Source organism: Bordetella genomosp. 6, assembly GCF_002119705.1.
Lineage (GTDB): Bacteria > Pseudomonadota > Gammaproteobacteria > Burkholderiales > Burkholderiaceae_B > Bordetella > Bordetella bronchiseptica_F.
This window is the reverse complement of sequence record NZ_CP021107.1, coordinates 1,379,243-1,397,225: the sequence shown is the minus strand read 5'-3', so window position 1 is coordinate 1,397,225 and position 17,983 is coordinate 1,379,243. Positions and strand designations below refer to the sequence as shown.

The 17,983-nt window shown below is 65.7% G+C and carries 16 protein-coding genes; 7 read left to right on the top strand and 9 right to left on the bottom strand.

Annotated elements, in window-relative coordinates:
- Nucleotides 1-10: 10 nt before the first annotated feature.
- Nucleotides 11-499: an Lrp/AsnC family transcriptional regulator gene (locus CAL11_RS06640; protein ID WP_033450274.1), complete on the bottom strand. Its 489-nt coding sequence runs from the start codon at nt 497-499 to the stop codon at nt 11-13.
- A 122-nt stretch (nt 500-621) separates the two neighbouring features.
- Between CAL11_RS06640 and mdeB the strand changes: the two genes are divergently transcribed.
- From mdeB to CAL11_RS06620, 4 genes are all read left to right on the top strand, one after another.
- Nucleotides 622-3,318: an alpha-ketoglutarate dehydrogenase gene (gene mdeB / locus CAL11_RS06635; protein WP_086092468.1), complete on the top strand. Its 2,697-nt coding sequence runs from the start codon at nt 622-624 to the stop codon at nt 3,316-3,318.
- Between the two features lie 152 nt (nt 3,319-3,470).
- Nucleotides 3,471-5,753: an NADP-dependent malic enzyme gene (locus CAL11_RS06630; protein ID WP_086092467.1), complete on the top strand. Its 2,283-nt coding sequence runs from the start codon at nt 3,471-3,473 to the stop codon at nt 5,751-5,753.
- A gap of 175 nt (nt 5,754-5,928) precedes the next feature.
- Complete coding sequence (locus CAL11_RS06625; RefSeq protein WP_086092466.1) at nt 5,929-6,558, top strand: fimbrial protein; 630 nt, start codon at nt 5,929-5,931, stop codon at nt 6,556-6,558.
- A gap of 111 nt (nt 6,559-6,669) precedes the next feature.
- Nucleotides 6,670-7,122, top strand: a complete 453-nt coding sequence (locus CAL11_RS06620; protein ID WP_086092465.1) for a DUF2214 family protein — start codon at nt 6,670-6,672, stop codon at nt 7,120-7,122.
- A gap of 13 nt (nt 7,123-7,135) precedes the next feature.
- Here the strand turns inward: CAL11_RS06620 and CAL11_RS06615 are convergent, their stop codons facing one another.
- The 8 genes from CAL11_RS06615 to CAL11_RS06580 all read right to left on the bottom strand — a co-directional run bounded on the left by CAL11_RS06615 (nt 7,136) and on the right by CAL11_RS06580 (nt 14,164).
- The gene (locus CAL11_RS06615; protein ID WP_244172917.1) at nt 7,136-8,245 is read right to left on the bottom strand and encodes a hypothetical protein; all 1,110 of its coding nucleotides are present in this window, start codon (nt 8,243-8,245) and stop codon (nt 7,136-7,138) included.
- Between the two features lie 91 nt (nt 8,246-8,336).
- On the bottom strand, nt 8,337-9,647 hold the full coding sequence (locus tag CAL11_RS06610; RefSeq protein ID WP_015065159.1) for a citrate synthase: 1,311 nt from the start codon (nt 9,645-9,647) through the stop codon (nt 8,337-8,339).
- Nucleotides 9,648-9,667: 20 nt separating this feature from the next.
- Nucleotides 9,668-9,928, bottom strand: coding sequence for a succinate dehydrogenase assembly factor 2 (locus CAL11_RS06605; protein ID WP_015065158.1), 261 nt, complete (start codon nt 9,926-9,928; stop codon nt 9,668-9,670).
- Between the two features lie 25 nt (nt 9,929-9,953).
- Complete coding sequence (locus CAL11_RS06600; protein WP_015065157.1) at nt 9,954-10,670, bottom strand: succinate dehydrogenase iron-sulfur subunit; 717 nt, start codon at nt 10,668-10,670, stop codon at nt 9,954-9,956.
- Nucleotides 10,671-10,682: 12 nt separating this feature from the next.
- The gene (sdhA, locus tag CAL11_RS06595; RefSeq protein WP_015065156.1) at nt 10,683-12,461 is read right to left on the bottom strand and encodes a succinate dehydrogenase flavoprotein subunit; all 1,779 of its coding nucleotides are present in this window, start codon (nt 12,459-12,461) and stop codon (nt 10,683-10,685) included.
- A 3-nt stretch (nt 12,462-12,464) separates the two neighbouring features.
- Nucleotides 12,465-12,848 (bottom strand): succinate dehydrogenase, hydrophobic membrane anchor protein, encoded by a 384-nt coding sequence (sdhD, locus tag CAL11_RS06590; protein ID WP_003813653.1) that lies wholly within the window; start codon nt 12,846-12,848, stop codon nt 12,465-12,467.
- Entirely contained in the window at nt 12,848-13,261 is a 414-nt protein-coding gene (sdhC, locus tag CAL11_RS06585) for a succinate dehydrogenase, cytochrome b556 subunit (protein ID WP_003813654.1), read from the bottom strand. Before sdhC ends, sdhD begins: the two co-directional genes overlap by 1 nt.
- 123 nt (nt 13,262-13,384) lie before the next feature.
- The gene (locus CAL11_RS06580) at nt 13,385-14,164 is read right to left on the bottom strand and encodes a GntR family transcriptional regulator (protein WP_003813656.1); all 780 of its coding nucleotides are present in this window, start codon (nt 14,162-14,164) and stop codon (nt 13,385-13,387) included.
- Nucleotides 14,165-14,451: 287 nt separating this feature from the next.
- Between CAL11_RS06580 and CAL11_RS06575 the strand changes: the two genes are divergently transcribed.
- From CAL11_RS06575 to prpC, 3 genes are all read left to right on the top strand, one after another.
- On the top strand, nt 14,452-15,441 hold the full coding sequence (locus CAL11_RS06575) for a malate dehydrogenase (protein ID WP_015065155.1): 990 nt from the start codon (nt 14,452-14,454) through the stop codon (nt 15,439-15,441).
- Nucleotides 15,442-15,699: 258 nt separating this feature from the next.
- Complete coding sequence (gene prpB, locus CAL11_RS06570; protein WP_015065154.1) at nt 15,700-16,593, top strand: methylisocitrate lyase; 894 nt, start codon at nt 15,700-15,702, stop codon at nt 16,591-16,593.
- A 71-nt stretch (nt 16,594-16,664) separates the two neighbouring features.
- Nucleotides 16,665-17,867 carry a bifunctional 2-methylcitrate synthase/citrate synthase gene (prpC, locus tag CAL11_RS06565; RefSeq protein ID WP_015065153.1) on the top strand — a complete coding sequence of 401 codons (1,203 nt, stop codon included), beginning with the start codon at nt 16,665-16,667 and terminating at the stop codon, nt 17,865-17,867.
- Nucleotides 17,868-17,983: the final 116 nt, after the last annotated feature.

The window sequence follows — 17,983 nt, the reverse complement described above, 5'->3', positions numbered from 1 at the left end:
ACCCGTAATTTTACTGCGCCCCGCTTCCCTGCCTGAGCGGCAGGGCCGTCTGGTACTTGACCTGCTTGAGCGCAAACCCGGAGCGGATGTTCTTGACGCCGGGGATGCGCGACAGGCGATTGACGATGAAACGCTCCAGTCCCGGCATGTCGGCCACCACCACCCGCAGCAGATAGTCCGAATCGCCCGTCATGAGATAGCACTCCATTACTTCGGGGCAATCGGCCATGGCGTCCTGGAACCGCTCCAGCTCGCTTTCGACCTGTTTCTCCAGGCTGACCTGGATGAACACGTTCAGGTTGAGGCCCAGTTGCGCCGGGTCGGCCAGCGCCACATAGCCGCGGATGATCCCGGCGGCCTCGAGGGCCTTGACGCGGGCCAGGCACGGCGAGGGCGACAGATGCACCCGGCGCGCCAGCTCGACATTGGTGAGGCTGGCGTCGGTCTGCAACAGGTCCAGGATCCGGCGGTCAATGGCATCCAGCGCATGTGGCGGCATTTTCAACTCCAGGAAATGTTAATCACGGAATTTCATGCTTAATGGATCGGCATTTTGGCGCATTTTCGATGACTCATGCCAGCCCTAAAGCGCTAGCATGGATGCAAACAGGAGACAACGCCATGTGCAACGCCCAGGCCGGCGCCACGCCGCCCCAGATCCCGGATCCCGACCCCGCCGAAACCGCCGAATGGCGCGAGGCGCTGGACTCGCTGGCCCAGGCCGGCGGCCCCGAGCGCGCCGCCTACGTGCTGCAGCAGCTGATGGCGCGAGCCGCCGCGCTGGGAGTGCGCGCGCCGGGCGCCACGCGCACGGCCTATCTCAATACCATCGCGGCCGACCAGGAACCGCCCTTTCCCGGCAACCTGCCGCTGGAAGAGCGCATCGCCTCCATCAATCGCTGGAACGCGCTGGCCATGGTGGTGCGCGCCAACCAGGCCCATGGCGAACTGGGCGGCCACATCGCCAGCTATGCGTCGGCGGCCGACCTGTTCGAGGTGGGCTTCAACCATTTCTTCCGCGCCCCCGCGCCCGGCTTCGGCGGCGACCTGGTCTACATGCAGCCGCACTCGGCGCCAGGCATATATGCCCGCGCCTATCTGGAAGGCTTCCTGAACGACGCCGACCTGGCGCATTTCCGCCAGGAAATCACCGCCGGAGCACAGGGGCTGCGAGGCCTGTCTTCCTATCCACACCCCTGGCTGATGCCGGACTTCTGGCAATTTCCCACCGGCTCGATGGGCATCGGCCCCATCAATGCCATCTACCAGGCCCGCTTCATGCGCTACCTGGAGCACCGTTCGCTGGCGATGCCCTCGGACCGCAAGGTCTGGGGCATTTTCGGCGATGGCGAAATGGACGAACCCGAATCGATCGCCGCGCTGACGCTGGCCGCGCGCGAGCGCCTGGACAACCTGGTGTTCGTGATCAACTGCAACCTGCAGCGCCTCGACGGCCCGGTGCGCGGCAACGGCCGCATCATCGACGAGCTGGAAACGCTGTACGCCGGCGCCGGCTGGAATGTCATCAAGCTGGTCTGGGGCGGCGACTGGGACGCCTTGCTGCGGCGCGACCCCGATGGCGTGCTGGCCAGCACGTTCTCGCACACGGTGGACGGCCAGTTCCAGACCTTCGCCGCCAATGACGGCGCCTACAACCGCCAGCACTTCTTCGGCCAGGATCCGCGGCTGAGCGCGCTGGTGGCGGACTGGTCCGACACGGCGATCGACCGCCTGCGCCGCGGCGGCCACGACATGGTCAAGATCCATGCCGCCTACCACCGCGCCGCGCATCATCGCGGCCAGCCCACCGTCATCCTGGCGCAGACCAAGAAGGGCTTCGGCATGGGCACCGCCGGACAGGGCAAGATGACCACGCACCAGCAGAAGAAACTGGACGACGAAGCGCTGCTGGCGTTTCGCGACCGTTTCGCGCTGCCCATCTCCGATGCCGACTGCCTGGCGTTGAAGTTCTACAAGCCGGCCGACGACAGCGCCGAACTGCGCTACCTGGAATCGCGCCGCGCGGCCCTGGGGGGGTACCTGCCGCGGCGCCGCACCGAGGCCCCGCGCCTGGCGCCGCCGCCGGTGGCCGACTGGGCCCGCTTCGCGCTGCAGGCCTCGGGCAAGGAGATGTCCTCGACCATGGCTATCGTGCGCATGCTCACCGCCTTGCTGAAAGACCCGCAACTGGGGCCGCGCATCGTGCCTATCGTGGCCGACGAAGCGCGCACGTTCGGCATGGCCAACCTGTTCCGCCAGGTGGGCATCTACTCGGCGCAGGGACAGTTGTACGAACCGGAAGACATCGGCTCGGTGCTGGCGTACCGCGAGGCGCGCGACGGCCAGATCCTGGAAGAAGGCATTACCGAAGCCGGCGCGATCTCGTCCTGGACCGCGGCGGGCACCAGCTACTCGGTCAATGGCCTGCCCATGCTGCCCTTCTATATCTACTACTCGATGTTCGGCTTCCAGCGCATCGGCGACCTGATCTGGGCGGCGGCCGACCAGCGCACGCGAGGCTTTCTCATCGGCGCGACGTCCGGGCGCACGACGCTGGGCGGCGAAGGCCTGCAGCACCAGGACGGCTACAGCCACCTGGCCGCGGCGGCGGTGCCGAATTGCCGCGCCTACGATCCCGCCTATGCCTACGAAGTGGCCGTCCTGGTCGAGCATGGCATGCAGCGCATGCTCGATGAACAATGCGATGAGTTCTATTATCTGACCGTCACCAACGAAAACCTGGCCCAGCCGGACATGCCCGCGGACGAGGAAACGCGCACGGGCATCCTGCGCGGCATGCATCGCGTGCGCGCGGCCGATGGCATCGCGCAGGTACGCCTGCTGGGCGCCGGCCCGATGCTCGACGAGGCCATGCGCGCGGCGCAATTGCTGCGCGATGAGCACGGCGTGGACGCGGAAGTCTGGAGCGTGACCAGCTTTTCGGAGCTGGCGCGCGGCGGGCGCGCCGCCGAGCGCGCCCAGGCGCTCGGGCTGCCCTGCCCCGACGGCAACTGGCTGGCGCGATGCCTGGGCGACCTGGCCACGCCGGTGGTCGCCGTCAGCGACTATGTCCGCGCCGTGCCGGAGCAGATCCGCGCCTGGATCCCCGGCCCGTATCGCGTGCTCGGCACCGACGGCTTCGGCCGCAGCGACACGCGCGCCCAGTTGCGCGACTTCTTCGAGGTCGGCGCGCCGTGGATCACGCTGCATGCGCTGGACCTGCTGGCACGCGAGGACAGCGCCTGGCAACCTGCGCTGCAGGCCCGGCGCGAGCAATTGCGGACTGCCGCGCGGGACGTTCCCTCCTGGCAATCCTGACGACGGCTCCGGCCGGGCCACGCCCTGGCCGGAGCATTGTCGCTGCAGTGCAGCAAGCACACTACGGCGCTTTCTGGTGAAATAGGGGGTTCCCCTCGGATTTCAGCTTTTCCGTTATTTCCCTCAGTTTGCGCCGCAAAGGTTGTGCACCCATGGACGAAAATCTCACCAAACTGGCGTTGGATTACCACGCTTACCCCACCCCGGGCAAAATCTCGGTCACCCCGACCAAGACGCTGGCCAATCAGGACGACCTGTCGCTGGCGTACTCGCCCGGCGTGGCCGCGGCCTGCATGGCGATTTTCGACCAGGGCAATGACGCGGCGTCGAAATACACGTCGCGCTCCAACCTGGTCGGCGTGATCACCAACGGGACGGCCGTGCTGGGCCTGGGCAACATCGGCCCGCTGGCCGCCAAGCCGGTCATGGAGGGCAAGGGCTGCCTGTTCAAGAAATTCGCCGGCATCGATGTGTTCGACATCGAGCTGGCCGAAAACGATGCCGACAAGCTGGTCGACATCATCGCCGCGCTCGAACCGACGCTGGGCGGCGTGAACCTCGAGGACATCAAGGCGCCCGAGTGCTTCTATATCGAGAAGAAGCTGCGCGAGCGCATGAAGATCCCGGTGTTCCACGATGACCAGCATGGCACCGCCATCATTTCGTCGGCGGCCATCCTCAATGGCCTGAAAGTCGTCGGCAAGGACATCGGCCAGGTCAAGCTGGCCTGCTCGGGCGCCGGCGCCGCCGCCATCGCCTGCCTGGACCTGCTGGTGCACCTGGGCATCAAGCGCGAGCACATCTACGTGGTGGACTCGCGCGGCGTCATCTGGGAGGGCCGCGACGAGAACATGGAGCCCAACAAGCGCCGCTACGCGCAGAAGACCGAGGCCCGCACGCTGGCCGACGTGGTCGACGGCGCCGACGTGTTCCTGGGTTGCTCGACCGCCGGCGTGCTGACGCCGGAAATGGTCAAGACCATGGCGGCGCAGCCGCTGATCCTGGCGCTGGCCAACCCCGAGCCGGAAATCCGCCCCGAACTCGCCAAGGCGGCGCGGCCCGACTGCATCATCGCCACCGGCCGTTCGGACTACCCGAACCAGGTCAACAACGTGCTGTGCTTCCCCTTCATTTTCCGCGGCGCCCTGGATGCCGGCGCCACGCGCATCACCGAGGAAATGAAGCTGGCATGCGTCAAGGCCATCGCCGAGCTGGCCCAGGCGGAGCAGAACGACGAAGTGGCGCGCGCCTACGCGGGCCAGGAGCTCAGCTTCGGCCCCGACTACATCATCCCCAAGCCGTTCGACCCCCGCCTCATCGTGCAGATCGCGCCGGCCGTGGCCCAGGCCGCCGTGGACTCGGGCGTGGCCTCCCGTCCGATCGAGGACATCGAGGCCTACCGCCAGAAGCTGATGGGCTTCGTGTACCACTCCGGCCAACTGATGCGTCCGCTGTTCCAGCAGGCCAAGCAGGCGCCCAAGCGCGTGGTGTACGCCGACGGCGAGGACGAGCGCGTGCTGCGCGCGGTGCAGACCGTGATCGACGAGAAGCTGGCCGAACCCATCCTGGTCGGCCGTCCGGCGGTGATCGAGATGCGCATCAAGAAGTTCGGCCTGCGCATGGTTCCGGGCCAGAACGTCGAGATCGTCGACCCCGAGGACGACAGCCGCTTCAACGAAACCTGGAATGGCTACTACCAGTTGCGCGGCCGCGAAGGCGTGACCCCGGCCATCGCCAAGGCGATGATCCGCAAGCACAACACGCTGATCGGCGCGATGCTGCTGCGCCGCGGCGATGCCGACGCGCTGCTGTGCGGCGTCGCCAGCAAGTACGACAACCAGCTCAAGTACGTGGAAGAGGTCATCGGCCGCAAGCCCGGCCAGACCTACGGTGCGCTGAATGTGCTGATGCTGCCGAACCAGACCCTGTTCGTCACCGACACGCACGTCAACGAGAACCCCTCGGCCGAGGAAATCGCCAACATCACGATCCAGGCCGCCGATGAGATGCTGCGCTTTGGCGTCATGCCGAAGATCGCGCTGCTGTCGCACTCGAACTTCGGCAGCCGGCCCACGGACTCGTCGCGCAAGATGGCCCACGCCCGCAAGCTGGTGGCCGAGCGCGCGCCGCACCTGGAGGTCGATGGCGAGATGCACGCCGACGCCGCGCTGTCGGAGTCGATCCGGCTGCAAGCCTATCCGGACAGCACGCTGAAGGGCCGCGCCAACCTGCTGGTCATGCCCAACCTGGATACCGGCAACATCACCTACAACATGCTGAAGATGACCGGCAGCAACGGGATTGCGATGGGCCCGATCCTGCTGGGTTCGGCCCGTCCGGTGCACATCCTGACCACCAGCGCCACCGTGCGCCGCATCGTCAACATGACGGCGCTCGCCGTGGTGGACGCGCAGCAGGAAGCCGCCGAAGGCTGAAACTGAGGCGGTGGCCCGGCGCCATGACGGCGCCGGGCCGCGCCTGACTTGACCCAGGCAAACCCCGGCGCTTCACGGCATTTTCCTACCCAACAATCAGCCCCCCCCCCCACCCCCTAAACCGTAAGATGGCGACTCTCGTTACTCTTACGGCGCCAAGGCGCCCGGCTGTTCCATGCATGTCCCTGCCCCTCGTCGCGCCGTACTGGCCGCGCTACTGACCCCCGCCCTGTTCGCTCCCGCCGCGGTTCATGCCAACGACGGCACCATTGTCGTCACCGGCGCCATCACCGACACTACCTGCGTCATCGAAGACCCCGGCGGACCGACGCATACCAAAGTGGTGCAGTTGCCCAAGATATCCAAGAGCGCGCTGGCCAAGGACGGCGACGAGGCCGGCCGCACGCCCTTCCTGATCACGCTGAAGGACTGCCCGACGTCCCTGAACAACGGCGTGAAGGCGTATTTCGAACCGGGGCCGACCACCGACTACGTAACCGGCGACCTGAAGGCGTATTCGATCGCCTATAACAACAACCCCGCCACCACGCAGAGCGCGATCGTCGCCGCGGCCGAAGCGCAAGGCGTGCAGATCCGCATCTCCAACCAGAACGGCACCAAAATCCCCATGGGCGGGGACGCCGCCGCCCAGAACGCCCAGGCCTTCGACCCCGTCACGGACACCGCGGACAACAGCAAGAAAAAGGTCACGCTACGCTACCTGGCGTCCTACGTGAAAAAAGCTGGCAACATCACGGCCGGCCAGGTCACGACCTATGTCGGCTTTTCCATGGTCTATCCGTGATGCACGGTTCCCGCCCGCCAGGTGGCCCGAGCGGGCTGCGGCAACCTTCCCGTCGTACTATCGAGGTTGACCGGCGGCCGTCGTGGCCGCCGCCACCACACGGGAGCCCTCATGCTGCAAGACGCGTTGCTCGCCTGGCTGCACTACCTGGCCATTTTCGTCCTGATCGTCCTGATGACTGCCCAGGCCGTGCTGCTGCGGCCTGGAATGGCCGCGCAATCCGTGGGCCGGCTGGCGCTCTATGACCGCCTGTACCTGGCGAGCGCGCTGGCCGTGCTGGCGACGGGCGTCCTGCGCCTGACGCTGGGCGCCAAGGGCGCGGCCTTCTACATGGCCAACCCATGGTTCCACGCCAAGATCGGGCTGTTCGTGCTGATCGCGCTCTGTTCCATCCCGCCTACCCTGGCCTTCCTGCGCTGGAAGAAGCAGTCGCGCTCGCAACCGGGCTTCACCCCCGCCGACGCCGAGATCCGGCGTGCGCGCCGCTGGGTAATGATCGAATCGCATCTGTTCATCTTCCTGCCGCTGTTCGCCGTGCTGATGGCGCGCGGCATGGGCATCTAGCGGGCTTGAACTCTCAGCGCGGCGGGCAGGCGGCCCGCTGCGGCGCGGCCGCGTCGTTCTCGCCCACGGTGATGACGGCAAAACGCAGCACCCCGGCCTCATTGTTGGGAACCACGGCCAGCACCTCGCCGCCGCGCGCCTGCACGACTGTCTGGCCGTCCGCCACGTCAGGGTGGCCGGCGTACCTGGCGGGCGCGCCAGCCACCGGACTGAACATCCAGGCCCCGGGATGGCGCTCGCGCCATCCACGCCGCGCCGAACTGACCTCCGTGCCGGGCTGATAGCGCATGGGCCCGACCTCCAGCGGGCAGGCCAGTTCGGCTCGCTCGAACGCATCGTAGCGCCGCTCGGCATCGAGCCGGATGATGGCGCCAGCCAGCCATGCGCCACCGATCCGCACCGCCATGCCGGGCTCCAGCCAGACTTGCCAGCGATCGGGATCGACATGGCCGTCGGTATAGACCGTTCCCTCATGGGCCAGCAGGCGCGCACCTGGCGGCAGCGCCATGCCATCGGCCCGGTTGCCCTCGGCCAGCACGCATTCCTCGAACGCCGCGATGCTGCCGTCGCGCCGGGTGCTGAACTGCATGGGGCTGGCCGCGTCGCAGCGCCACCCCTGCACGGTCTGCGTACCCGGTCCGGTCACGCGCATGGTAAGCGGATAGGCACCGGTCAATCTGTAGGTGTCCGGCTCGTGCTCCAGGCGGATGTAGCGCTCTATGCGCAGCGCCTGCACGCCATGCGCGGACACCGGATGCGGAAAATCGGCGCGGTTGTACGTGTCCGGCGCATGCGCCACCTCGAGGCTGAGGCGGGTGCCGGCCGGCATGTCGATGCCGCCCACCCGGGCCGCTTCGGACAGGGTGTAGTTGCGCGTCCGCCATTCCCGCTCGATCTCGCGCTGGGCATACGCCGCAACGCCCTGGAAATAGGCGAAATACCCTGCCAGCAGGAGCAGCGCCGCATAGAGGCCGCCGCACGCCAGGCGGCGCCTGCCGAAGGCGCGCCGGGCGCGCCCGCTGAAGGCCAGCGCGGCGCTCCACCCCAGCAGGGCCAGCGTGCCCAGCGCCGAGGCCAGCAGCAGCAATACGACCGACAGGGAAGGCAGCGCGACGGGAATCATGCTCGGATGATAGCGGAGCCGGCCGGCCCGATGGGCCGGCAAGAAAAAACCGCCCGAAGGCGGTTCTTTCAGCGGACATGGGTACGCCCGATCAGCGCTTGTCCATGCCGGGCACGTCGCGCGTGACCGAACCGGTGAACAGCTGGCGCGGACGGCCGATCTTGTAATCGGGATCGGACAGCATTTCGTTCCACTGGGCGATCCAGCCCACCGTGCGGGCCAGCGCGAAGATGGCCGTGAACAGCGAGGTCGGGATGCCGATGGCGCGCTGCACGATGCCCGAATAGAAGTCGACGTTCGGGTACAGCTTGCGCTGCACGAAGTAGTCGTCTTCCAGGGCGATGCGCTCCAGTTCCATGGCCAGCTTGAACAGGGGATCGTTCTCCAGGCCCAGCGCCGACAGGACTTCCTTGCAGGTTTCCTGCATCAGCTTGGCGCGCGGATCGTAGTTCTTGTAGACGCGGTGGCCAAAGCCCATCAGGCGCACGCCCGAGTTCTTGTCCTTGACCTTTTCCATGAACTCGCCGACCTTGGCCACGCCGCCGTTGGCCTGCAGCTCTTCGAGCATCTGCAGGCAGGCTTCGTTGGCGCCGCCGTGAGCCGGGCCCCACAGGCACGCCACGCCCGCGGCGATGGCGGCGAACGGATTGGTGCCCGACGAACCGCACAGGCGCACCGTCGACGTCGAAGCGTTCTGCTCGTGGTCCGCGTGCAGGATGAAGATGCGGTCGAGCGCGCGCTCGACGACTTCATTGACCTTGTACTCTTCACACGGGGTCGCGAACATCATGCGCAGGAAGTTGCCGGTGTACGACAGGTCGTTCTGCGGGTAGATGAACGGCTGGCCTTGCGAATACTTGTACGCCATGGCGACCAGCGTCGGCATCTTGGCGATCAGGCGGATGGCCGAGACGTGGCGATGGTGCGGGTTGGTGATGTCGGTCGAGTCGTGGTAGAAGGCCGACAGCGCGCCCACCAGGCCCGTCAGCACGGCCATCGGGTGCGCATCGCGGCGGAAGCCGCGCAGGAAGAAATGCAGCTGCTCGTTGACCATCGTGTGATGGGTCACCTGCGAGTCGAAATCCTGCTTCTGGCCGCCGTTGGGCAGCTCGCCGTTGAGGATCAGGTAGCAGATGTCGAGGAAGTCGCAATTGACGGCCAGCTGCTCGATGGGATAGCCGCGGTACAGCAGCTCGCCCTTGTCGCCGTCGATATAGGTGATGCCCGACGCGCACGCGGCGGTGGACATGAAGCCAGGATCGAAGGTGAACATCCCCGTCTGCCCATACAGCTTGCGGATGTCGATCACGTCCGGGCCGACCGTACCCTTGTAGACTGGGAATTCGATAGGAGCGCTGCCGTCCGAAAAGGATAGCGTGGCTTTTTTGTCAGACAGGTTCATCGCAGTTTCCTCGTAATGAATCAGAGCTCTCGCATCCGGTCAATGATGGCGCGCAGCCGGGGAGTGGCCAGCACTCCCTCCGGCTCCTTGCGCGCGAGCAGCAGATCAAGCAGATCGTTGTCTCCAAGCTCGAAGAGCTGCGTCAGCGCCGTTACGTCTTCGTCGGTAAGCTGGTCTTCGTACGCATCCAGATACCGGGTAATGATGATGTCGTTCTCCAGCAGGCCACGTCGTGCTCGCCAACGCAGACGAGCCCGCTGCAATTCCGTAAGCCTGCTCATGAAAACACCTTGATGCCAATAAACACTAGACCGTACGACGGACCATCAGTTCCTTGATCTTGCCGATCGCCTTGGTCGGGTTGAGACCCTTGGGACAGACGTCGACACAGTTCATGATGGTGTGGCAGCGGAACAGGCGGTACGGATCCTCCAGGTTGTCCAGGCGGGCGCCGGTGGCTTCGTCGCGGCTGTCGGCGATGAAGCGATAGGCCTGCAACAGGCCGGCCGGGCCGACGAACTTGTCCGGGTTCCACCAGAACGACGGGCACGACGTCGAGCAGCACGCGCACAGGATGCACTCGTACAGGCCATCGAGCTCTTCGCGCGCCTCGGGCGACTGCAGGCGCTCTTTCTCGGGCGGCGGCGTGTCGTTGATGAGGTAGGGACGGATCGAGTGGTACTGGTTGAAGAAGTGCGTCATGTCCACGATCAGGTCGCGGATCACGGGCAGGCCGGGCAGCGGCTTCAGGACGATAGGCTCCTTCAGCTCGCGCAGGTTGGTGGTGCAGGCCAGGCCGTTCTTGCCATTGATGTTCATGGCATCCGAACCGCACACGCCTTCGCGGCACGACCGGCGCAGCGCCAGGCTGTCGTCGACGTCGTTCTTGATGCGCACCAGCGCATCGAGAAGCATCTTGTCGGTCGGCTGGAGTTCGACTTCCAGCTTCTGCATGTACGGACGCTCGTCCTTGTCAGGATCGTAGCGGTAGATTTCGAACTTAACGATTCGTTTAGTGCTCATTCCGGATCCTGCTTAGAAAGTACGAGCCTTGGGCGGGAAGGATTCCACCGTCAGCGGCTTCATCTGAACGGGCTTGTAGTCGAGGCGGCTGCCTTCGGAATACCACAGCGTATGCTTGAGCCAGTTCACGTCGTCGCGCTCGGGATGGTCGTCCAGCGCATGCGCGCCGCGGCTTTCGGTGCGGTTGGCGGCCGACTTGATGGTGGCGCGCGCCACCTCGGTCATGTTGGCCAGTTCCAGCGCCTCGACGCGCGCGGTGTTGAACACCTTCGACTTGTCCTTGAAGTAGATGTGCTTGGCCGTCTGCGCCAGGTCTTCGATCTGGCCCACGCCTTCGTTGAGCAGCTCCAGCGTGCGGAACACGCCGCAGTGGCGCTGCATCGACATGCGGATGGCGTTGGCGACGTCCTGGGTCTTCTCGCCCGAGGTGCGCGATTCCAGCTCGTTGACGCGCGCCAGCGACTGGTCGACGGCTTCCTGCGGCAGCGGCTGGTGGGCGTGCTGGCGCTCGGGATGCGAGTCGACGATATGGTTGCCGGTGGCGCGGCCGAACACGATCAGGTCCAGCAGCGAGTTGGTGCCCAGGCGGTTGGCACCGTGCACCGACACCGCGGCGCATTCGCCGATCGCGTACAGGCCGTTGACGATCTTGTTCTCGCCGTTGGCGCGCTCGAGCACCTGACCGTGGTAGTTGGCGGGAATGCCGCCCATCTGGTAGTGGATGGTCGGCACGACGGGAATGGGCTCCTTGATCGGGTCGACGTTGCCGAACTTGATCGCGATTTCGCGGATCGACGGCAGGCGCTTGTTGATCACGTCGGCGCCCAGGTGGTCCAGCTTCAGCACCACGTAGCTGCCGTCGGGACCGCAGCCGCGGCCTTCCTTGATTTCCTGGTCCATCGAGCGCGACACGAAGTCGCGCGGCGCCAGATCCTTGAGCGTGGGCGCGTAGCGCTCCATGAAGCGCTCGCCATCCTTGTTGAGCAGGATGCCGCCTTCGCCGCGCACGCCTTCGGTGATCAGCACGCCCGCGCCGGCCACGCCGGTCGGGTGGAACTGCCAGAACTCCATGTCCTGCAGCGGAATGCCCGCGCGCGCCGCCATGCCCAGGCCGTCGCCGGTGTTGATGAAGGCGTTGGTGGAAGCGGCCCAGATACGGCCGGCGCCGCCGGTGGCCAGCACCGTCGTCTTGGCTTCCAGGACGTAGATCTCGCCGGTTTCCATTTCGAGCGCGGTCACGCCCAGCACGTCGCCGGCGTCGTTGCGCAGCAGGTCCAGCGCCATCCACTCGACGAAGAACTGGGTGCGGGCGGCGACGTTGCGCTGGTAGAGCGTGTGCAGCAGCGCGTGGCCGGTACGGTCGGCGGCGGCACAGGCGCGCTGCACCGGCTTCTCGCCGAAGTTGGCCGTATGGCCGCCGAACGGACGCTGGTAGATGGTGCCGTCGGCGTTGCGGTCGAACGGCATGCCGAAGTGCTCGAGCTCGTACACGGCATTGGGCGCCTCGCGGCACATGAACTCGATGGCATCCTGGTCGCCCAGCCAGTCCGACCCCTTGACGGTGTCGTACATATGCCAGTACCAGTTGTCTTCGCTCATGTTGCCCAGCGACGCGCTCACGCCGCCTTGCGCGGCGACCGTGTGCGAACGGGTCGGGAACACTTTGGACAGCACCGCAACCGACAGGCCCGCCTGGGCCAGTTGCAGCGAACAGCGCATGCCGGCTCCGCCGGCGCCGACCACCACCACATCAAACTGGCGGCGCGGCAAGGAATTCATGACAGCGACCACGGCTTAGATTCTCCAGAGGATTTGCGCGAAGTAGACGACCGAACCGACCAGCCAGAGGATGGTCAGCACCTGCAGCAGCAGGCGCACGCCTACCGGGCGGACATAGTCCATCCAGATGTCGCGCACGCCGATCCAGGCATGCCAGGCCAGCGCAAAGAAAGCGAGCGAGGCCAGAATCTGGCCCACCGGAAGGGCGAACACGTGGAAGGTGAACAGCGCCTTCCAGTTTTCATACGTGAAAGCCGGCATGATCAGCAGGCCGACGATCAGCACCAGGGTATACACGGCCAGGATGACGGCGGTGATGCGCTGGGCGATGAAATCGGTAACCCCGTAGTGGGCGCCGACGACCAGGCGCTTGGGGCCATAGTTTTTCGTATCGGCCATTACAGGACTCCGAACAGTTTGAGACCGAACACCAGGGTCAGCGCCAGGCTGACGCCGAATGCCACGCCGGCGCTTTTCTGCGCCGAAACCTTGTCCAGACCGATATGCAGGTCCAGCACCAGGTAGCGGATGCCGGCGCAGAAGTGATGCAGATAGCCCCAGATCAGGGCCAGCAGCACCAGCTTGACCAGCGGATTGGCCGCGTACTGGGCGACCTGCGCGTAGCTTTCCGGCGAAGTCACGCTGGCCGCGAACAACGGCACGATGACCAAGGGAAGACAGAGGAACAGCAACGCGCCGCTAATGCGGTGCAGGATGGACAGTTTTCCAGCCAGCGGCAATCGGTAGCTAAGGATTTGCGGAACGCTGATATTGCGAAACTGTGGACGCGGCTTGGCAGCTGAGTCGGACATGACGGCCTCGGTGTTTCGGAACTAGGGGGAATCGTGACGGCGAAATGCCGTGAAGCCCTCGCGGGCAAACGCGCTATTTTCGCCTAGAGCGGGGTTCGTATCAAATCGTAGGGGAAAAACTCATCAATTCAGGCTATTGCGGTAGTGGTAATGATCGGTAAGGTACAAGCCGCGGCGCACTTCCATGGGCCGATCGCCGTAGGTATACGAAATGCGATCGACCTGCAGCAAGGGCCGGCCAGGCTCGACACCCAGGAGCGGGGCAATTTCAGGCGAGGCGGCGACGGCGCGCAGTTTTTCGTCGGCCCTGACCATGCTGACCCCGAATTCGGACTCGAACAGCCCATACAGGGGCGCCTTGCTGGCGGTCAGCAGTTCGAGCGTGAGCCCGCGGAAATGCGTGCCGGGCAGCCAGAGGTCGTCGATGACCGTCGGCATGTGGTTCATGGACAGCTGGCGGCGTATGGTCACCACGGTCTCGCCGGCCCGCAGCTCGAGGGCGCGGGCGATCTCGGCCGGCGCGCGCAGGCGGCGGCATTCGAGGATGCGGCTTTCGGCCCGCCCGCCCTCGCCCTCTTCGTCGGGCGCCAGGCGCAGGAACCGATAGCGCACGCGCGCTTCGTGATGGGTGGCGACAAAGGTGCCCTTGCCCTGGCGGCGCAGCAGCAGGTGCTCGGCGGCCAGTTCGTCGACCGCCTTGCGCACGGTGCCCTGGCTGACCTGGAAACGGGCCGCCAGATCTATCTCGCTGGGGATGAGTTCGCCGGGCTTCCACTCGCCGCGATCCAGGCTCTGGACCAGCAGCTCCTTGATCTGGCGGTAGAGCGGACTGAAAGCGGCCCCCTCGCCTGCCGGTTTTGCGGCACGCGAACGCGTGAGGGAATCGGGCCGTGCTTCTGCCATGTCGGAGTTGTGTGTGTTCGGTATCCGCCCGGCCGCCATCGCGGCGAAGGGCGGCGCGAAGGCCGTCCGGGCAAACATCCCATTGTGGCACAGACGCCCTCCCTATGTCCAACGTCTTATGTCTTATATAAGATATAAGAGATGTTGACGCATACGTAAATTGGCTCTAGGATTTCGAGCTACCGGACAGAGGCCCCGCGCGCGTTTCGCGCGCCGGTTGCAGCCCGTCAGCGATTACACTGATTGACGAGATTCTTTCTCGCCAAAACCTATTACGGAGAGCATTCATGTCCAAGCCCGCCTTGCGTGTCGCCGTCACTGGCGCCGCCGGCCAAATCGGTTACGCCCTGCTGTTTCGCATCGCCTCTGGCGAAATGCTGGGTAAAGACCAGCCGGTGATCCTGCAACTGCTGGAAATTCCCGACGAAAAAGCCCAGAAGGCGCTCAAGGGCGTCATCATGGAACTGGAAGATTGCGCCTTCCCCCTGCTGCACGAAGTCACCGCCCACAGCGACCCGCGCACCGCCTTCAAGGATGCCGACGTGGCCCTGCTGGTCGGCGCCCGTCCGCGCGGCCCCGGCATGGAGCGCAAGGACCTGCTCAGCGTCAACGCCCAGATCTTCACCGCCCAGGGCCGCGCCCTGAACGACGTGGCCAGCCGCAACGTCAAGGTGCTGGTGGTCGGCAACCCGGCCAACACCAACGCCTACATCGCCATGAAGTCGGCGCCGGACCTGCCCGCCAAGAACTTCACCGCCATGCTGCGCCTGGACCACAACCGCGCCCTGTCGCAACTGTCCGCCAAGTCGGGCAAGCGCGTGGCCGACATCGAGAAGCTGATCGTGTGGGGCAACCACTCGCCCACCATGTATCCGGACTTCCGCTTCGCCACGGTCGGCGGCCAGAGCCTGACCCAGCTGATCAATGACGATGCCTGGAACCGCGATACGTTCATCCCCACGGTGGGCAAGCGCGGCGCGGCCATCATCGAGGCGCGCGGCCTGTCGTCGGCCGCCTCGGCCGCCAACGCCGCCATCGACCACGTGCGCGACTGGGTGCTGGGCAGCAATGGCAAGTGGGTCACGATGGGCATCCCGTCGGACGGCTCGTATGGCATTCCCGAAGGCATCATCTACGGGTTCCCGGTGGTGACCGAGAACGGCGAGTACAAGATGATCAAGGACCTCGAGATCGACGCCTTCTCGCGTGAGCGCCTGGACTTCACGCTGAAGGAGCTCCTCGAAGAGCGCGACGGCGTCAAGGACCTGCTGAAGTAATCCGGCATTGCCGCCACGGGCCCGCGCAGACGGGCCCGTTTCGCAGGACCGTCCACGACGGTCCTGCGCGCCGAAACATAAGTCTGCGCCTTCCTGGCCGCCACGGAGGGGACAGAGTTATTTTCCGGACTCGCGGTCTGGTCTGGCAGCCTTGTTGCAGCGTCTGGCACGCTTGCCGCAATCGTGGACCGGCCCGCACCGTGCCTGCAAAAATAGCTCGCGCATGCAGCGAGCGTTCCATTATTTCGGAGACCACCCATGTCCAGACCCGAATCTCCCGGCGCCCTCTTTCGCCGCGCACTCAACGAAGAACAGCCGCTGCAGATCATCGGCGCCATCAATGCCAATCATGCGCTGCTGGCCAAGCGCGCCGGCTACCGCGCCATCTACCTGTCGGGCGGCGGCGTGGCGGCGGGTTCGCTGGGGCTGCCGGACCTGGGCATCAATACGCTGGACGATGTGCTGACCGATGTGCGCCGCATCACCGATGTGTGCGACGTGCCCCTGATGGTGGACATCGATACCGGCTTCGGCCCCTCGGCGTTCAACATCGCCCGCACCGTCAAGGGCCTGATCAAGTTCGGCGCGGCCGCCTGCCACATCGAGGACCAGGTCGGCGCCAAGCGCTGCGGCCATCGGCCCGGCAAGGAGATCGTCAGCACCGAGGAGATGGCCGACCGCGTCAAGGCCGCGGCCGACGCCCGCACCGACTCCGACTTCTACCTGATCGCGCGCACCGACGCCATCGCCTCGCACGGCGTGGACGCCGCCATCGAGCGCGCCATTGCCTGCGTGGAAGCGGGCGCCGACGCCATCTTCGCCGAGGCGGCCTACGACCTGCCCACCTACGATCGCTTCGTCAAGGCGGTCAAGGTGCCGGTGCTGGCCAACATCACCGAATTCGGCCAGACGCCGCTGTTCTCGGTGGAAGAGCTCAAGAGCGTGGGCGTGGGCATGGTTCTGTATCCGCTCTCGGCATTCCGCGCCATGAACAAGGCCGCCGAAACCGTCTACCAGGCCATCCGCCGCGACGGCCACCAGAAGAACGTGGTGGACCTGATGCAGACGCGCGACGAACTGTACGACCGCATCGGTTATCACGAATTCGAATCGCAGCTGGACAAGCTGTTCCAGCAAGGCAAATCGCAATAAAGGGCGGCGGCGCGGCACGAGCCGCCGCCGGCCCCCCCTGTGTTTATCCCATAGGAAGGAGCAAGAGAGACATGAGCACCTCGCAGAAGAAGCCCGCCGTCCAACAGAAGAAGCCCGCCGCCCAACCCGCGGAGAAGGCTGCGTTCAAGCCCAAGAAATCGGTTGCGCTGTCGGGCGTGGTCGCCGGCAATACCGCACTGTGCACCGTCGGCCGTACCGGCAACGACCTGCACTATCGGGGCTATGACATCCTGGACTTCGCCGGCAGCGCGGAATTCGAGGAAATCGCCCACCTGCTGGTGCACGGGAAGTTGCCGAACAAGGCCGAACTGAAGGCCTACAAGGAAAAGCTGCGCGCGCTGCGCGGCCTGCCGGCGCAACTGCAGAACGTGCTGGAATGCCTGCCGGCCTCCAGCCATCCGATGGACGTCATGCGCACCGCCGTCTCGGTGCTGGGCTGCGTGCTGCCCGAGAAGGACGACCACAACACCCCGGGCGCGCGCGACATCGCCGACCGCCTGATGGCCAACCTGGGTTCGGCCCTGCTGTACTGGTACCACTACAGCCACAACGGCCGCATCATCGACGTCCAGACCGACGACGACAGCATCGGCGGCCACTTCCTGCACCTGCTGCATGGCGCCAAGCCGTCGGACGATTGGGTGCGCGCCATGCACACCTCGCTGATCCTGTACGCCGAGCACGAGTTCAACGCCTCGACCTTCACCGGCCGCGTCATCGCCGGCACGGGCTCGGACATGTATTCGTCCATCACCGGCGCCATCGGCGCGCTGCGCGGACCCAAGCACGGCGGCGCCAACGAAGTCGCGTTCGAGGTCCAGAAGCGCTACGAGACGCCCGACGAAGCCGAGGCCGACATCCGCCGGCGAGTCGAGAACAAGGAAGTCATCATCGGCTTCGGCCACCCGGTCTACACCGTTTCCGACCCGCGCAACAAGGTGATCAAGGACGTCGCCAAGAAGCTGTCCAGGAAGGCGGGCAGCACCAAGATGTTCGATATCGCCGAGCGCCTGGAAACGGTCATGTGGGACATCAAGAAGATGTTCCCCAACCTGGACTGGTTCTCCGCCGTGAGCTACCACATGATGGGCGTGCCGACGGCCATGTTCACGCCGCTGTTCGTCATCGCGCGCACGGCCGGCTGGTCGGCCCACATCATCGAGCAGCGCATCGACAACAAGATCATCCGCCCGACGGCCAATTACGTCGGACCGGAAGACCAGACCTACGTTCCCATCAGCAAACGCGCCTGAACCAGCGCTCGCGGCCCTCGTGCCGCGCCGGGCCCGCCATGCCGGCCCGGCGCGGCCGGCCCGGCCCTCGCAGCCGCGCTTGCCGGCCTGCCCGCATGCCCATAGAGACACGCCTG

What these genes read in the sequence shown, in the direction of transcription:
- CAL11_RS06640 (WP_033450274.1), bottom strand. Translation starts at nt 499, where the DNA reads ATGCCGCCACATGCGCTGGATGCCATTGACCGCCGGATCCTGGACCTG.
- mdeB (WP_086092468.1), top strand. Translation starts at nt 622, where the DNA reads ATGTGCAACGCCCAGGCCGGCGCCACGCCGCCCCAGATCCCGGATCCC.
- CAL11_RS06630 (WP_086092467.1), top strand. Translation starts at nt 3,471, where the DNA reads ATGGACGAAAATCTCACCAAACTGGCGTTGGATTACCACGCTTACCCC.
- CAL11_RS06625 (WP_086092466.1), top strand. Translation starts at nt 5,929, where the DNA reads ATGCATGTCCCTGCCCCTCGTCGCGCCGTACTGGCCGCGCTACTGACC.
- CAL11_RS06620 (WP_086092465.1), top strand. Translation starts at nt 6,670, where the DNA reads ATGCTGCAAGACGCGTTGCTCGCCTGGCTGCACTACCTGGCCATTTTC.
- CAL11_RS06615 (WP_244172917.1), bottom strand. Translation starts at nt 8,245, where the DNA reads ATGATTCCCGTCGCGCTGCCTTCCCTGTCGGTCGTATTGCTGCTGCTG.
- CAL11_RS06610 (WP_015065159.1), bottom strand. Translation starts at nt 9,647, where the DNA reads ATGAACCTGTCTGACAAAAAAGCCACGCTATCCTTTTCGGACGGCAGC.
- CAL11_RS06605 (WP_015065158.1), bottom strand. Translation starts at nt 9,928, where the DNA reads ATGAGCAGGCTTACGGAATTGCAGCGGGCTCGTCTGCGTTGGCGAGCA.
- CAL11_RS06600 (WP_015065157.1), bottom strand. Translation starts at nt 10,670, where the DNA reads ATGAGCACTAAACGAATCGTTAAGTTCGAAATCTACCGCTACGATCCT.
- sdhD (WP_003813653.1), bottom strand. Translation starts at nt 12,848, where the DNA reads ATGGCCGATACGAAAAACTATGGCCCCAAGCGCCTGGTCGTCGGCGCC.
- sdhC (WP_003813654.1), bottom strand. Translation starts at nt 13,261, where the DNA reads ATGTCCGACTCAGCTGCCAAGCCGCGTCCACAGTTTCGCAATATCAGC.
- CAL11_RS06580 (WP_003813656.1), bottom strand. Translation starts at nt 14,164, where the DNA reads ATGGCAGAAGCACGGCCCGATTCCCTCACGCGTTCGCGTGCCGCAAAA.
- CAL11_RS06575 (WP_015065155.1), top strand. Translation starts at nt 14,452, where the DNA reads ATGTCCAAGCCCGCCTTGCGTGTCGCCGTCACTGGCGCCGCCGGCCAA.
- prpB (WP_015065154.1), top strand. Translation starts at nt 15,700, where the DNA reads ATGTCCAGACCCGAATCTCCCGGCGCCCTCTTTCGCCGCGCACTCAAC.
- prpC (WP_015065153.1), top strand. Translation starts at nt 16,665, where the DNA reads ATGAGCACCTCGCAGAAGAAGCCCGCCGTCCAACAGAAGAAGCCCGCC.